The 15,155-nt window shown below is 60.4% G+C and carries 16 protein-coding genes; 6 read left to right on the forward strand and 10 right to left on the reverse strand.

Going from position 1 to position 15,155, the window contains the following annotated elements:
• Positions 1-420: a GNAT family N-acetyltransferase gene (locus H4W29_RS11230; protein WP_192728978.1), complete on the forward strand. Its 420-nt coding sequence runs from the start codon at positions 1-3 to the stop codon at positions 418-420.
• On the opposite strand, the gene H4W29_RS11235 is transcribed toward H4W29_RS11230, so the two are convergent.
• Positions 417-1,433, reverse strand: a complete 1,017-nt coding sequence (locus tag H4W29_RS11235; RefSeq protein ID WP_192728979.1) for a DUF2125 domain-containing protein — start codon at positions 1,431-1,433, stop codon at positions 417-419. The genes H4W29_RS11230 and H4W29_RS11235 overlap by 4 nt on opposite strands.
• A 49-nt stretch (positions 1,434-1,482) precedes the next feature.
• Between H4W29_RS11235 and H4W29_RS11240 the strand changes: the two genes are divergently transcribed.
• Positions 1,483-2,016 carry a gamma-glutamylcyclotransferase gene (locus H4W29_RS11240; protein ID WP_192728980.1) on the forward strand — a complete coding sequence of 178 codons (534 nt, stop codon included), beginning with the start codon at positions 1,483-1,485 and terminating at the stop codon, positions 2,014-2,016.
• A 62-nt stretch (positions 2,017-2,078) separates the two neighbouring features.
• Here the strand turns inward: H4W29_RS11240 and H4W29_RS11245 are convergent, their stop codons facing one another.
• From H4W29_RS11245 to ftsE, 4 genes are all read right to left on the reverse strand, one after another.
• Complete coding sequence (locus tag H4W29_RS11245; protein ID WP_192728981.1) at positions 2,079-2,876, reverse strand: lysophospholipid acyltransferase family protein; 798 nt, start codon at positions 2,874-2,876, stop codon at positions 2,079-2,081.
• A gap of 193 nt (positions 2,877-3,069) precedes the next feature.
• Positions 3,070-3,783, reverse strand: coding sequence for a YdcF family protein (locus H4W29_RS11250; RefSeq protein WP_192728982.1), 714 nt, complete (start codon positions 3,781-3,783; stop codon positions 3,070-3,072).
• 66 nt (positions 3,784-3,849) lie between these two features.
• On the reverse strand, positions 3,850-4,797 hold the full coding sequence (locus H4W29_RS11255) for a cell division protein FtsX (protein WP_376776581.1): 948 nt from the start codon (positions 4,795-4,797) through the stop codon (positions 3,850-3,852).
• A gap of 67 nt (positions 4,798-4,864) precedes the next feature.
• Positions 4,865-5,524, reverse strand: a complete 660-nt coding sequence (gene ftsE, locus H4W29_RS11260) for a cell division ATP-binding protein FtsE (RefSeq protein WP_007825071.1) — start codon at positions 5,522-5,524, stop codon at positions 4,865-4,867.
• Positions 5,525-5,730: 206 nt separating this feature from the next.
• Here ftsE and H4W29_RS11265 point away from each other — a divergent pair, with 206 nt between their 5' ends.
• From H4W29_RS11265 to H4W29_RS11275, 3 genes are all read left to right on the forward strand, one after another.
• Entirely contained in the window at positions 5,731-6,396 is a 666-nt protein-coding gene (locus tag H4W29_RS11265) for a hypothetical protein (protein WP_192728984.1), read from the forward strand.
• A gap of 111 nt (positions 6,397-6,507) precedes the next feature.
• Entirely contained in the window at positions 6,508-7,050 is a 543-nt protein-coding gene (hpt, locus tag H4W29_RS11270) for a hypoxanthine phosphoribosyltransferase (protein ID WP_192728985.1), read from the forward strand.
• Between the two features lie 119 nt (positions 7,051-7,169).
• Complete coding sequence (locus tag H4W29_RS11275) at positions 7,170-7,529, forward strand: response regulator (RefSeq protein ID WP_192728986.1); 360 nt, start codon at positions 7,170-7,172, stop codon at positions 7,527-7,529.
• A 58-nt stretch (positions 7,530-7,587) separates the two neighbouring features.
• Here the strand turns inward: H4W29_RS11275 and H4W29_RS11280 are convergent, their stop codons facing one another.
• The 4 genes from H4W29_RS11280 to argH all read right to left on the reverse strand — a co-directional run bounded on the left by H4W29_RS11280 (position 7,588) and on the right by argH (position 13,404).
• Positions 7,588-10,215 carry a TIGR02302 family protein gene (locus H4W29_RS11280; RefSeq protein ID WP_192728987.1) on the reverse strand — a complete coding sequence of 876 codons (2,628 nt, stop codon included), beginning with the start codon at positions 10,213-10,215 and terminating at the stop codon, positions 7,588-7,590.
• 168 nt (positions 10,216-10,383) lie between these two features.
• The gene (gene lysA / locus H4W29_RS11285) at positions 10,384-11,652 is read right to left on the reverse strand and encodes a diaminopimelate decarboxylase (protein ID WP_192728988.1); all 1,269 of its coding nucleotides are present in this window, start codon (positions 11,650-11,652) and stop codon (positions 10,384-10,386) included.
• Positions 11,653-11,664: 12 nt separating this feature from the next.
• On the reverse strand, positions 11,665-11,859 hold the full coding sequence (gene lptM, locus H4W29_RS11290; protein WP_192728989.1) for an LPS translocon maturation chaperone LptM: 195 nt from the start codon (positions 11,857-11,859) through the stop codon (positions 11,665-11,667).
• 141 nt (positions 11,860-12,000) lie between these two features.
• On the reverse strand, positions 12,001-13,404 hold the full coding sequence (gene argH / locus H4W29_RS11295) for an argininosuccinate lyase (protein ID WP_192728990.1): 1,404 nt from the start codon (positions 13,402-13,404) through the stop codon (positions 12,001-12,003).
• A gap of 26 nt (positions 13,405-13,430) precedes the next feature.
• On the opposite strand from argH, the gene tlpA reads away from it, so the two are divergent.
• Positions 13,431-14,093 carry a thiol:disulfide interchange protein TlpA gene (gene tlpA, locus H4W29_RS11300; RefSeq protein WP_192728991.1) on the forward strand — a complete coding sequence of 221 codons (663 nt, stop codon included), beginning with the start codon at positions 13,431-13,433 and terminating at the stop codon, positions 14,091-14,093.
• A 180-nt stretch (positions 14,094-14,273) separates the two neighbouring features.
• Here tlpA and H4W29_RS11305 read toward each other — a convergent pair whose 3' ends face one another.
• The gene (locus H4W29_RS11305; protein ID WP_192728992.1) at positions 14,274-15,155 is read right to left on the reverse strand and encodes a 3-hydroxybutyryl-CoA dehydrogenase; all 882 of its coding nucleotides are present in this window, start codon (positions 15,153-15,155) and stop codon (positions 14,274-14,276) included.

The following is a 15,155-nucleotide window of genomic DNA, read 5'->3' on the forward strand; positions in this document are numbered from 1 at the left end:
ATGGTGGAGATCGCGAAGCCCGGCCAGGGGGATAAGGAATGGCTACTTCGCGAGGATCATCATGTTGGCGAAGCCTGGGTTTCCCGCTGCATCGATCTCGACGAATATCTGATCGCTCGCGAAGAGGGCGAGATCCTCGGCTTCCTGCGCTTCTCCCGCTTCTGGGGCAGGATCCCCTATATGGAGATGATTCGCGTTTTGGATGGCCATCGCCGGTCCGGCGTCGGCACGGCGCTGTTTCTCGCCTGGGAAACCGAGATGCGCGAGAGCGGCGCGCGTCTTTTGATGACGTCGAGCGAGTGCGATGAAAGTCGTCCGCAGGATTGGCATCGCCGCAACGGCTTTTCTGAAACCGGGTCGATCGAACTGCCCGGCATCCAGACGGTGCCGGAAGTCTTCTTCCTTAAGAAACTCGATTAAACAGGCGGAATCTTGCCGAGCGGGATGAAGCCGCTCACCGTTGCATTGCCGTGATCGACGACCAGATCGACCGAAACCTTGTCGCCGCCGCCGGCAAGTGCCTTCAACAGCTTGGTTGCGGTATCGACTGTCGAGGCGATATCGGGGAAGGCCTCTTTGATGCTTTTGCCCCAGGGACCAAGTTGCTCGATCTCGAGTTTGAACTTGCCGGACAGGAAGCCCTGTTCATCGAAGGCGAAGGGACCGGAGACGGTCATCACCTTGCCATCGCCGATATCGGCGACGATGCGGCGCAGCTCGCCCTGAGAGCCGTGGATGCCTTGTTCGTCGGTACCATCGATCATTCCGGCCTTGCCAATCAATGTCAGGTCGGCGCTGGCGGAGAATTTCGGGAAGACCTGCGGCCAGTCCTTGACGATCGCATTGGCGTTTTCGACCGAGATTGCGCCGTCAAGATCCGCTCCGTTCTGTCGCAGGTGGACTTCGGTGCGGGCGGCATCGAAATTGACGGTCTGCCCGGTGAAGGAGGAGATGGCCACGGCCTTCAGTCCGTCGATGACGGTGGAGGTACGGGCGATGCCCGGCGCCTTGGTGACGAGGCTCGATTGCAGATTGTCCCATTGGGCATTGACGGTCAGGCCCTGCGCGGTACGGATTTCGGCGGGCGAGTCGAGTTCCCAGACGATGTGGCCGGGGGCATAGACCTGGGCGGCGGAACGGAGCGCGCCGAAAGTGGCGGAGATGCCGTTCACATTGTCATCCACGTCTACCTTGGAGCAGAAGAGCCCGATGCGGAAAGGAAAGCCGCGGAATTCGATATCGGAGCACTCGCCGCTCACGCCCACATCGGCACGGGGAGCGATTGCGGTCAGCACGGTCTGTTTCAGCGCAGACGCCGCATAGAACCAGCCGCCCGTATAAAGAGCGATCACCAGAAGGATGGCGCCGCCCAGCAACCAGAATTTCCTGCCGCTGCTGTATTGGCCGCTGCCGGATTGGCTTGACGCTGCCATGATGTTCTCCAATGGTGAGAGCGAAATCTGATTTGATCTGGCGTGCGATATGGACGAATTTTGGGTATTTGGCTACGGCTCGTTGATGTGGAATCCGGGCTTCGAATTCGTCGAGCGATCGCAAGCCTTGGTTTATGGCTACCGGCGCTCGCTCTGCGTCCGTTCTTTCGTGCATCGCGGCAGTCGCGAAAATCCCGGCCTTGTTCTCGGTCTCGACAGGGGCGGCGCCTGCCGCGGCATGGCTTTTCGCGTAGCACCAGAGAAATGGGACGAGGTGATCGACTATCTGCGCGCCCGCGAACTCGTTACCAATGTCTATCTGGAACGGCACTTGCCGCTGCAGCTTTCTGATGGACGCAGCGCCCGGGCCGTCGCCTATGTGGTCGACCGTGCCCACGAGCAATATGCCGGTGCGCTGGATGCGCTTGCGGCTGCGCGGGTCGTCAACGTTTCGGTCGGCCAGTCGGGGCCGAACGATGCCTATGTCTTCAATACGCTTTCCCATCTGAAGGAGATGGGCATTCGCGATCAGTGGCTGGAACAGGTGGTCGAGGAGGTCACGCGGCTGCGCGCTGCGGCTTAGATCCTTTCTCAGGAAGGATCTATTTCTTTGTTTTCATGCAGCACGCTTTTGCTGGAATTGCTTCAAGCCGTCGCGGCCTTTGCCTTGCGCAACTCGGCCAGCCGTTCTACTGCCGACGGCGGCAGCGGCACATGCGGGTTGCGTTCGACCGTGTCAATCAGAAGCTGATCGCTGGCGCTTTCCGTCACGTCGATCAGATGGGCGAAGAAGGCGTCGGGATCCATGCCGGGCATGATGGGCGGCAGGATCTGTACCTTGAAATGACCGGGATAGCGCATAACGCTGCGGCGCGGCCAGAACAGGCCGGGATGCATGACGATGGGTACGACCGGGAGCTGCAGGTCGCGATACATGCGGGCAATGCCGTATTTGTATTGTGGCTCGGCACCTGGTGGGCGCCGCGTGCCCTCGGGATAGATAATGAGCTGGCGGCCGGTGGCGAGTTCTTCCTTGGTGCGCTTCAGCACTTCGACCATCACCTTACCGCGAGCGCCGCGATCGACCGGAATCATGCGCTGCTTCTTGGCGTACCAGCCGAAGAGCGGGATCCACATCAGCTCTCGCTTGAGAATGTAGACGGGATCGTCGAGGTTGGGCAGCAGCGCATAAGTATCCCAGAAGGACTGATGCTTCGGCGAAATGATGTAGCTGCCGTGAGGCAGGTTCTCGATGCCCTCGATCTCGAAAGTCGTTCCCACGATCACCCGCATCAGCCAGTGGTTCGAGCGCGCCCAGTTCTTTGGAACGCTGTAGGCAAGTTTGCGCGGGATGATGAAGTAGATGGGAGAGAGCACGATCATCCTGATGATGAGGTTGGCATAGAAGATTGTGTTGAACAGAACGGAACGCAGGGCGATCATGAAACTTTCCCGAGGCACGGTCACGCGGACCGGCCTACACGATATTGCTCGTCAGAAAAAGCGTCTGATTGCCGCTAGAGCTCCGTGCGTCCATTCGGACGCACAAAGGATGCTCTAACTCTTTGAATCTACGCATCAGGCTTTCTGAAAATCGATTTCGATTTTCAGGCCGATGCTGTAGCGCATAAAAGCCTTAGCTCTGGCTGGCCAGGCTGGCGGAGCGCAGGCCGGTATGGCGCAGGCCGAGAATGTTTCGCGCCCCTGCCAGCAGCACCTTGGCATATTCGGCCAGCATGACGCGCAAGGCGTTCGGGTCGGTGAACCAGTCGCGTGTCTTCAGATCGGAGTTGACGACAGGATAGGGGATGAACTCGATGTCGGGGTCCACGTAGGCGAGTTCAGCCAGGCTGCGTGGCATATGATAGTTGTTGGTGACGACGAGGATGCTCTTATAGCCCTTGGCATGAATCCAGTTCGACGCCTCCTCCGCGTTGCCGATCGTATCGAGTGCGTCGTAGCCGATGTCGACACAGCAGGAGAAAAGATCAGCAGGCCCTTGTGTCATCCTACGGATCTGCGCTGGCGTAGTGGAGGGATGTGCCCCCGAGATCAGCAGCCGCTTGCCGGCGCCTTTCTGCAAGAGTTCGACGGCCTGATCGATACGCTGGTAGCCACCAGTCAGCACGATGATTGCATCGGCCCGCGGCTCGGCCGGAGGCTTCAGGGTCGTCACCGAATCTGCAAAGCGTAAAAAGCCGCCGAAGATCAGCGCAGCGATCAACACGCAGGAAAAACCCATCCAGCGCAGGACGCGACGGATCGGGCCACGCCGCGGCGAGACGCTCTCGGGGCGTTCAAGCTCCGGGTCCGGGCGAATCGGATTGCGTGTCGTATGGCCCATCGTCATGAATCGTGATTATACGCTGATTGCGGCGCGGAACAGACGCTTTCATGGCAAATCGGCATGCTGCGACTAATTCACGATACCGTCCGCGCGCGTCGGATCTGAACGCAATGTATCGATTTCATAGATCGTGCGCATGACGGTGAGCCGCGCCGTCAACGTCGTCAGCAACGCAATCACGATCATCGTCGCGAAGATGCCGAGATAGCCGAGGGCGCCGACCGAAAAAGTGCCGAAGAGGGCCGTTGCCTGATCGGTCTCCGGCGTGGCGATTGTTTTGCTCTGCAAGAAGCCTGCGCCGGCGAAAAAGAGGGCGGCCAGCGCGCTGCCGATTGCCGAACCCTTCAGGCTGATTTTCAGAAAGTGCTTCTGGAATTCCGTGGCGACGAACGAGCTCTCGGCGCCGACGAAATGCAGGACCTCGACGATGTGGCGATTGCCGGAGAGCACGCCGCGCGTGGCAAAGACCACTGTCAGCACCATGGCAGTGAAAACGAGCAGCAGGATGCCGGTGCCGATCATGACCGTCGTGCGGGCCATTGCGACCAGCCGGTCCACCCAGGTGCGGTGGTCATCAAGGAAGGCCTGCGGAATGCTTTCCTTCAGAAGGTCCCGCATCGCCGCAAAGTCGGGTGGATGGCTCTCGTCAATGGTGATGATCACGAGGCGCGGCACCGGGAGTTCCTTGATGTCCAGGCCGCTGCCGAGCCATGGCTCCAGAAGACGTGCGGTGGCGGCTTCATCGACGATCTGACCACTCTTCGTGCCGACGAAGGTCAGCGCGATATCGCGGGCCTGGACGAGGGCCTTTTCCATATCCAGATTGTCGTCCGGCTTGATCTGAATGGTGACTTCGCGGGAGATCTGGCTTTCCCAGCTCGCTGCCGTCGAGCGAACCATGCTGACGCCGCCGAGCGTCAGGCAGGCGAGGAAGGCCATGATGGCAATGACAACCATCAGCGCATTGCCCTGAATGTTTGATGGCGGCAGGATCGGTGCCGTGGGGCGCACGCGCATCTCCGGCCGCTTGGGCTGCTGGGCAGGGGCAGCGGCGGGCGCCTTTGCGCGGGTCCTGGTGGGCGTTTTAGTCATAAATATCGAGATGCCCTTCCGAGAGGATCATGCGGCGGGCTTCCACCTGGTCCATCAGCGAGAGATCGTGGGTGGCGATCACCACTGCGGTGCCTAGACGGTTGAGTTCCATGAAGAGGTTCAGAAGGCGCTTGGCCATCGGCGGATCCACATTGCCGGTCGGCTCGTCGGCAAGCAGCACTTCCGGCCGGTCCATCAGAGCGCGGGCAATTGCGGCACGCTGTTTTTCACCGCCTGAGAGCACCGGCGGCAGCACGTTGATACGTTCGCCGAGGCCGACCCATTTCAAAAGTTCCAGCACGTCGGTCTTGTAAGTACTTTCATCCTTGCCGCGCACGCGAAGCGGCAGAGCCACATTCTCGTAGGTCGTCAGATGGTCGAGGAGACGAAAATCCTGAAAGACGATGCCGACGCGGCGGCGCAGCAGCGGCAGTTCGGGCCGCGGGATCTCGGATATGTCGCGCCCAAACATGCGGATCAGGCCGCGGGTCGGCTGCAGCGACATGAAGAGCAGGCGCAGCAGCGTGGTCTTGCCGGCGCCGGACGGGCCGGTCAGAAACTGGAAGGACTTTTTCGGGATATCGAAAGTCAGGTCCCGGAGGATTTCCGGGCCCATACCATATCGCAAACCGACATTCTCGAAGTGGATCAACGGGGTAGCTCAGTCTTTCGTGGTTTCACCGCATGACTTGTTAACCAACACCGTTAACAGCAGGTAAATTTTGCCGGAAAGACGCCCGTTTGATGGCGATCTTTGCGAAGCATTAACCATTGAAATTTACGACTGGGCTGGATTCGTTTCAATGCCAAGATTGTCTTGGGCAGCGAAACCATGTGGACATCCGAGAGGTCGCCATCATGGAAGCATCCTCCTTCAGACGACAGGCCGCCGGTCGGGCCTATGATTTTCTGCCGCCAGAGCCGGTTATCCGCCAACCCCGCCGCATGCCGCGCAGGGATGACGTTGCCGATGCCGAATTCGTCGTCGTCGGCAAAGTGCGACCGCAAGGTGCGTCTGCCAGTGCCCGCGATACGACCCGCAACGACAATCGCCGTCGTAGCGTTCCGCTCAAGACCCAGCCTCCAGTCTTGCTTGCAACCGCTGCCGCGGTCGTGCGGGGCATGGAGGTCTGGCTGCAACAAGCGTCGCTGCGGGGCTTTGCGGCACTTGTAATCTCGCTTTTCGTGCTGGTCTTCGGGCTTGCCGGCGGATTTTCCGGTCTTTCGAAGAGCGGAGCGTCGCCGGCTACCACGCTCCACTTCTCGCATGTGACGATTACCCCGCGCGACGCCAATGGCATGCGCATCCTGCTGATCAACGGCATCATCGAGAATGAAAGCGGCGTGACACAACAGGTCCAGCCGATCCGCGCCGATCTCGTCGCCGACGAGCGATTGACCGCCAGCATCGTCATCGCGCCGCCGACGGATGCCATTTATGCCGGCCAGAGTCGCGGCTTTTCAGCCCGCGTGCAGCATGCCGGCGGCAAGGTGCCGGAGGTCCGGCTTTCGTTCATGCCTTGAGCGCAGAGGCGCGTTTTTGGATTGTTCGAGGGGAAAAACCTGTCGCTCCGGGGTGTTTCGCCGGAATTAATGTGCTAACGGCTTACCCTTCATTTTACGGAGCAAGCCTTTATGCCTGTCGTGCGCGGAAAAAACATCGAGCCGCTCTTCACTGCCGAGCAGATCGCCGAGCGCAATCACTCCATGGCGCGGGATATCGCCGCCGGCCCGACGAAGGACCTGCTGGTCATCGCTGTTTTGAAGGGCTCCTTCATTTTTGCGGCCGATCTGCTGCGCGCTCTGCATGATACCGGCCTTGCTCCCGAGGTAGAGTTCATCACGCTCTCGAGCTATGGCGCCGGCACGGTTTCGCAGGGTGTGCGCATCGTCAAGGATATCGATAGCGACGTGAAGGACCGTGATGTCCTGCTGATCGACGACATTCTCGAATCCGGCCGTACGCTGCGGTTTGCCAAGGAATTGCTCTATGAGCGCGGCGCACGCAACGTGACGATCGCCGTACTGCTCGACAAGCGCGTGAAGCGCAAGGAAGAGCTGGAAGCGGACTATGTCGGCTTCGAATGCCCCGACTATTTCGTGGTCGGCTACGGCATGGATGTCGCCTATGCTTTCCGCGAGCTGCCCTTCGTCGGCGTGGTTACCGGCGATGCGTAAGGCGTTCTGCTTCAAGACGGCTTGTTAACCATTCCGTCGATCGGCTTTGCGCGTTTACCGATCGCTAGGGAACCGCATGCGATCTCCGTCGCGGGGCATGACGACGGAGCAATGCACAGATGGCAAAAATTCTGATCACGGAAGACGAGGATTCCCTTCGTACTTTCGTAGCCCGGGCACTACGCCTTGACGGTCATGAGACCGATGAAGCCGCCGACGGGGCGGAAGGGCTGGAAAAGCTGAAGGGCGGCAGCTACGACCTGCTGCTTTCCGATATCCGTATGCCGGTCATGGACGGCATCGAACTGGCGCATCAGGCGAAGGACGCCTTTCCGGCGCTGAAAATCCTGCTGATGACGGGCTATGCCGAACAGCGCGAACGGGCCGACGACCTCGCTGAAAAGATCATCGATGTCGTGCCGAAGCCGTTCGCCTTGCCGGACATTCGCAGGGCCGTAGCGCGGGCTCTGGTCGCTTAGCATCTTGTGGCGCAGGCGTGCTCCCAGGGCACGCCAACAGCCCGATATCCTCTCAGCATCACTGAATATCGAGCAGTCGTTCGAGATATTGACGCTCGATCGCCTGGGTCGGATTGTTGCCGAGTTTTTCGCGGATAGCGTCCAGAATCTCCCGGGCGCGCTGAACGTCGATCTCGTCAGGTATCTTCACATCGTTGTTCATATCCGGCCCGAGGTCAGTCTGGCGTGGGCGGCCGAGCGGATCGCGGCCGTTCTGGTTGCCCTGGCCGAGCTGGCCGTTCGGGCCCTGCTGTCCTTGCTGGCCCTGCTGCGCCTGCATCATCTGGCTCATCATGTCACGTGCGCCCTGGCGCAGGGCTTCGAGAGCCCGGCCTTGGCCCTCCACAGCGCTGCTACCGTTGCCCTGACCGAGATCACGGCCGGCGCCTTCCATTTCGCGCTGTGCTTGGCCGAAGCCTTCGCCCGGCTTCATACCCATATCGCCAAGGCTCTTCTGCAGTTCCTGCAACTGTTTGCCGAGCGCATCCTGCTGGCCACGCAGCTGCTTCAACGCTTCGCGCAGTTGCTCGGCCGTCATCTGGTCGCCGGGCTGCTGGCCTTGCTGCTGCTGGCCCTGCTGTTGTTGTTGCTGGCCTTCCTCGCCGGGCATCATGTCGTCCATGTTGGGGTCACCGCGCTGCATGCGGTCGCGAAGCTGCTGGTCGAGGCGGAAAGTCTCCTCCATCAGCTTCTGCTGGTCGCGGAGGATCTGGCCGAGTTTGTTCATCTGCTGAGTCAACTGGCTGTTTTCCTGCTGCTGGCCGCGCTGCGGGCGCGCCGTCTGCAGGTTGTTCATCAGCCGTTGCAGGTCGGAGAGCATCTGCTGGGCGGCATCGCGATTGCCGGAACGTGCCAGGTTTTCGATCTGGTCCATCATGCGCTGCAGATCTTGCTGGCGCAGGAAATTCTGGGCGTTCTGGTTCGGCTGCATCGGCATGTTCTGCAGGCGCTGGGCGAGCTCGTTCATATAGTCCTGCATCGCCTTGCGCAGCTCATCCATCAGTTTCTTAATTTCGGCGTCTGGAGCATTACGGTTCAGCGCATCGGCAAGGTTCTGCTGGGCGTCGCGCAGCCGCCGTTCCGCCAGCGAAAGATCACCTTCCTCGATGCCAAGCGCGATGTCCCAGAGATATTGGGCGGTATCCTTGAGCTGCTCATCACCTCTGGCGAGCTTCATGCGGGTCAGCGCGGACTCGATCAGCAGGTAATGGGTGGTGTTCGGGATCGTCTCCTCGGGCCGGATCGTCAGGGCTTCGTTGAGCGCGATAGCTTCCGGCATTTTGCGGGTATCGAGAGCGAAGGTCTGGCGCTCTTCGGCGACGGCCGCTGCCAGCGGCTCGCTGAACGGACGCGATGGCATGATCATCTCATAGGGCGGGCTGCGGCCCGTCTGCCCGGCGGCATCCTTGGCGACGAGGGTGATGCGCACGCGTTTGCCTGCCAGCGGATGTTCGGTCAGGTTCTTGCTCGTCAGGCCCTTGCCGTCACGTGCATTGCGGCGGGGAATGTCCAGCCGGAATTCCGGCAGCGGATAGAGCGGCGTTGCGGCCGGATCGGATTCGACCGGTACGATCTCGGCATGAGCCTCTTGCACGCCGTAATCGTCCTTCACCGTAAAGCCGATTTCCAGAGCACCGTTGACGGCGCGGCGCGGCATGCCATCGAAGGCAATTTCAGGCGCCTTGTCGGGCAGGACGTCGAAACTCCAGATGCGGCCGTTTGCCTGTAGCGCGCCGTTCTCCTCGAGCTTCATGATGTGCGTCTGCGCCATCAGCTGAGGTGCAGCTGGAGCGCCTGAGGCCTGTTCAGCATTGGAGTTGGTGGCCAGCTGCGGCCGGGTGTCTTCCTGAACAGCGATTTCCTGGCTTTCGCCATTGGCCTTCCTGAACAGTACCTTCTCGGCCGATTGGCCACCGCTGACGCGCACCGTCAGACTGGAAAACTGCGGAACACCGATCGCGGTCTGTTCACTGCCATCGGCTGTCAGATAGATCGGTGCGCGGCCGGTATAGGAGGGCGGGGTCACCCATGCGTCGATACGCACGGCCGGGTTGCTCGTAACCTGTGCGGGTGCAGGCTGAAATGCGTCGGCGACGGAGCCGCCGTTGATCGACAGCGAATAACCGAATGCGGTGACGACAAGCAGCGCCGGTATGGCGCGTAGCGCGAAACGGTCGTGCCGGGCGATATCGGGTCGCGGCAGGCCAGCGTCCAATGTCGCGATCTTCCGCGCCATGCGCGTCTGGTGTTCACGCCATAGGGCGCGAGAGAAGGGCGTATCGAAGGCGGGCTCATCCTCCTGCACCATGACCGGCTGATGTGGCAGGCCGTTGCGCTCTTCCAGCATGCGGTCGGCGTCGACAACCTGTGGCCAGCGAAGATTACGGAACGGCAGCAGGGAAACAAGGAAGCCGGCAGCAAAGGCGATCAGGAGGAGGACACGCAGCCAGTCCGGTACAATACGGAAGAAGCCGAACCAGGAGACCGAGAGATAAATCGCGATGACGGAAAGGGCAGGCACCAGCAGCGGAAGAACCTGCTCGGCAAAAAGCACGATCCGGGCCAGGAAACGTTTTGCCGCCACCAGCCGCGCAAGAGAGGGTTGAAGCGCGAATGCGCCTTTCTTCTGCCTTGCGAGGCTAGTCATCAATCCGGTCTCCGCGATCTGGTGTTCAGGGAACAGAGGGCGCTTCCGGCGATTGCTGGGCAATACGCTCACGAAAGAAAAGGATAACACTCTTTGTGGCGAAGGCGAGGGCGAGCACCTGTCAATACCGCTTTTTCGCGTGTGGTCGCCAAAAAGTGATTGCGACTTTTAGTCCAGCCAGGCCGGAACGGAATCGAGACCGATCAGCTCCGAATAGGTGCGGCGAGGACGAACCACATGGAATTCGTCACCCTTGACCAGTACTTCAGGCACCAAAAGGCGGCTATTATAGGTACCGGCCTGGACCGCGCCATAGGCGCCGGCCGTGCCGACGGCGAGGAGATCGCCCGGCTTCGGGGTCGCCATTTCCCGGTCTAGCGCGAGGTAATCGCCAGTCTCGCAGACGGGGCCGACGACATCGGCGCGGATGCGCGGCGCGTTGGCGGCCGAAATCACCACGGGCCGGATCTCATGATAGGCCTCATAGAGTGTCGGGCGGATGAGGTCGTTCATCGCGCCGTCGACGATCACAAAAGTCTTCTCGCCGCCATCCTTCACATAGAGGACTTCGGTGACGAGAATGCCGGCATTGCCGACGATCAGGCGGCCGGGCTCAGTGATGATCTTGCAATTCAGAGCGCGAAGCTGGTTCTTGACGATCGCGGCATAGGCGTCCGGCAGGGGCGGCGGATTGTTGTCGTCCTTATAGGGAATGCCGAGACCGCCGCCGATATCGACGTGGTGGATGTTATGGCCATCGGCGCGCAGCGTGTTGACCAGATCGTGCAGCAGCTTGAAGGCATCGTCGAAGGGCTGCAGCTCGGTGATCTGGCTGCCGATATGCATGTCGATGCCGGTTACTTCGATGCCGGGCAGGCTGGCTGCGCGGGCATAGATGGCTCGGGCGCGCTCCCAGGAGATGCCGAACTTGTTTTCCTTCTTGCCGGTCGAAATCTTCGCATGGGTGCGGGCATCAACATCGGGATTGATGCGAAAGGAAACAGGGGCTTTCTTGCCGGCGCGCACGGCACGCTGGTTGAGGATTTCGAGTTCCGGTTCGGATTCGACATTGAAGCAGTAGATGCCGGCTTCGAGTGCGTAATCCATCTCATTCGGTGTCTTGCCGACGCCGGAGAACATGATGCGGTTGGCCGGAATTCCGGCGGCAAGCGCGCGGCGCAACTCGCCTTCGGAAACCACGTCGATGCCGGCGCCGAGCCGGCCGAGCGTCTTCAACACGGCCTGATTCGAATTTGCCTTCATCGCATAGCAGACCATGGAATCGACATCGCCGAAGGCTTCCGAGAAGACCCGGTAGTGGCGCTCGAGCGTTGCTGTCGAATAGACGTAGAAGGGCGTGCCGACTGCCTTGGCGATTTCGGGAACGGGAACATTCTCGGCGTAGAGAATGCCGTCGCGGTACTCGAAGTGGTTCACGGTAGCAGGGCCTTAGAGAAGGGGATCGAGAATGAAGGGCTTATCGACGCTGCCGGGCTGTTTCGTCGGCTTGGAAACATCGCCGCCCTTCGTGGCATTGGCGCTCGGCGGATCGAGGTCGCCCTTGCGGCCGCATCCGGCAACGGCAAGGCCGATGACGGCAAAAACCACCGTAAGGCGGATGAAATGCGGCAAGCTCATCTGCATGAATATCCTCATATCGGGCACGGGGCACTGGCTGGCATCTTCATAGCGAAGTTTATCAGCCTTGTGCACCCCGATTGTTGAAGCTTCGGCCTGTGCGCATTTCCGGACGGCGAACCGATCTCCGTTTCGCCCGGAGATGCCTTAATTGCGCGCGCGCCAATAGGCGATCTGCTTCCTGACTTCCGAAGGTGCAGTGCCGCCGAAGCTTTTGCGGCTGGCGACCGAAGCTTCGACCGTCAGCACGTCATAGACCTTGTCGGTGATGGCGGGATTGATCGCCTGCAGATCGGCGAGCGGAAGCTCCGAGAGATCGCAGCCCTTGCTTTCGGCAAGGGCCACGGCGCGGCCGGTGACATGGTGGGCGTCGCGGAAGGGAAGGCCCGCCTCGCGCACCAGCCAGTCGGCGAGATCCGTCGCGGTCGAATAACCGGATCCGGCAGCCGCTTTCATTTTGATAGTGTTGATCGTCATGTCGCGCACCATGCCAGTCATGGCGGCAATGGCCAGTTCCAGGCTTTCGGCGGCGTCGAAGACCTGTTCCTTGTCTTCCTGCATGTCCTTGGAATAGGCAAGCGGCAGGCCCTTCATGATCGTCAGCAAGGCGATAAGCGAGCCATTGATACGACCAGTCTTGGCGCGCACCAGCTCGGCCGCATCCGGGTTCTTTTTCTGCGGCATGATCGAGGAGCCGGTCGAGAAGGCGTCCGAGAGGCGCACGAAGCCGAATTGCGGCGTCGACCAGATGACGATTTCCTCGGCAAGGCGCGACAGATGCACGGCGCAGATAGCGGCAATCGCCAGGAATTCGATGGCGAAGTCGCGGTCGGAAACGGTGTCGATCGAGTTGCGGGTCGGTTCGCGGAAACCGAGCGCCTTTGCCGTCATGTGGCGGTCGATCGCATAACCGGTGCCGGCGAGCGCTGCCGCACCGATCGGGCTCTCGTCCATATGTTCGATCGCGTGGCGAACGCGGGAACGGTCGCGGCCGAACATTTCCACATAGGCCATGCAATGATGGCCGAAGGTGACCGGCTGGGCGGTTTGCAGATGCGTGAAGCCGGGCATGACGCTGTCTGCATGTTCCTCGGCACGGTCGAGGAAGGCTGCGATCAGGTTGGTCAGCATCGCCTCGGTTTTCTGCAGCTCTTCTTTTACCCACAGGCGGAAGTCGAGCGCCACCTGGTCATTTCGCGAGCGGGCGGTGTGAAGGCGGCCGGCGGCGGGGCCGATCAGGGTCGCAAGCCGGGCCTCGACATTCATATGAATGTCTTCGAGCTGACGAGAGAATTCGAAATTGCCGCTTTCGATTTCTGACAGGATCGTGTTTAGCCCGTGAACGATCTTGTCCTTATCGTCGGCGGAAATGATGCCCTGATGAGCGAGCATCGTGGCGTGGGCGATCGATCCGCGGATATCCTGGGCAAACAGCTTCTTGTCGAAACCGATCGAGGCATTTATCTCCTCCATGATCGCATCGGGGCCGGAGGCGAAACGTCCGCCCCACATCTGGTTGGAGGATTTGGTGTCCGTGTTGCCCTCAGCCATGGAAGATGCCCGTCCTGGAGAATGAAATGACGACGAAAAAACCCTTCGGCCTGCCGTCCGTGAAACTGATCGCAATCGCTGCCGTTGCAGGCATCATTGCCGGTGCGGCAGCGGTATACGTGAAGGAGACGGGCATTGGCAATGGCGTCAGTGATACGGCCTCTGCCGAATGCCCGCTGACAAAGGAGCGCGCCGCCAATCTCAGTCCCCTCATGAAGGGCCAGGTTGCAGCCATGGTCGCCGCCAACGAGCCGAAGAAGCTTGAAACCGTTGCCTTCAACGGCCCCGACGGCAAGCCGATGACGCTTGATAATTTCGCCGGCAAGACCGTGCTTCTCAATCTCTGGGCCACATGGTGCGTGCCCTGCCGCGAGGAGATGCCGGCGCTGAATGCGCTGGAGAAGGAGATGGGCAGCGACAAGTTCCAGGTTGTACCGGTCAATATCGATACTGGTGACGATGAGAAGCCGAAGGCGTTTCTCAGCGAAATCGGTGTGGCTGCTCTGCAGCTCTACCGTGACAACACGATCGGTGTTTTCAATAGCCTCAAGAAAGAAGGCCTCGCCTTTGGTCTTCCAGTGACGCTGCTGCTCGACGACAAGGGCTGCCTGATCTCCGCCATGAACGGTCCTGCTGCCTGGGACAGCGAGGATGCCAAGGCGCTGATAAAGGGTGCGGTGGGTTCGTAGGAGCGGCCGTCAGGGGTCGCCGGCGCCGCGAATGAGGAAGACGCCTGCAAGTCCGATCAGGACGCAGCATTGCAGCAGGAACATCGGCAATTCGCTCGACATGGCATTTTCCTTCCGTTCACGGCAAGGAAAGCATTTCTCGGACGTTTGTTCCACTCGCCTTTTCAGGCGATGATTTGCTTAGCGGGTCGGAACCGGCGTTTCGCCACGATAATCGTAGAAGCCGCGGCCGGATTTGCGGCCGAGCCAGCCGGCTTCGACATATTTCACCAGCAGCGGGCAAGGGCGGTACTTGCTGTCGGCGAGGCCGTCATGCAGCACCTGCATGATGGACAGGCAGGTATCGAGGCCAATAAAATCGGCAAGCTGCAGCGGCCCCATCGGATGATTGGCGCCGAGCTTCATGGCGGTATCGATGGCATCGACCGTGCCGACACCTTCGTACAGCGTATAGATCGCTTCGTTGATCATCGGCAGCAGAATGCGGTTGACGATGAAGGCCGGGAAGTCCTCAGCGACCGTGACCGTCTTTTCCAGCGATGCGACGAATTCCCTGGCGGCAGAGAAGGTTGCTTCCTCGGTCGCGATGCCGCGCACCAGCTCCACGAGCTTCATCACCGGAACCGGGTTCATAAAGTGGATGCCCATGAAGCGCTCGGGGCGGTCTGTCGCGGATGCAAGACGTGTGATCGACAGCGAGGAGGTGTTGGTGGCAAGGATTGCTTCCGGCTTTAGTACCGGACAGACCTGCGCATAAATCTTGCGCTTGACGCTTTCATCCTCGGTCGCCGCCTCGATCACGAGATCGGAGGGGGCGAGATCGTTGACATCGGCCGAGCCGGTGATGTGGGAAAGCGCTACGCTGCGCTCTTCATCGGTCATCTTGCCGTTCGTCACCTGACGGGCAAAATTGCCGTTGATGGTGGCAAGGCCGGACTCGATACGATCCTGCGACAGATCGTAGATGTGAACCTTGTATCCTGCGGCGGCCGAAACATGCGCGATGCCGCAGCCCATCTGGCCCGCACCGATGATACCAATATTCTTCAACACCGCACTCAT

This window comes from Rhizobium viscosum (assembly GCF_014873945.1).
Taxonomy (GTDB): domain Bacteria; phylum Pseudomonadota; class Alphaproteobacteria; order Rhizobiales; family Rhizobiaceae; genus Rhizobium; species Rhizobium viscosum.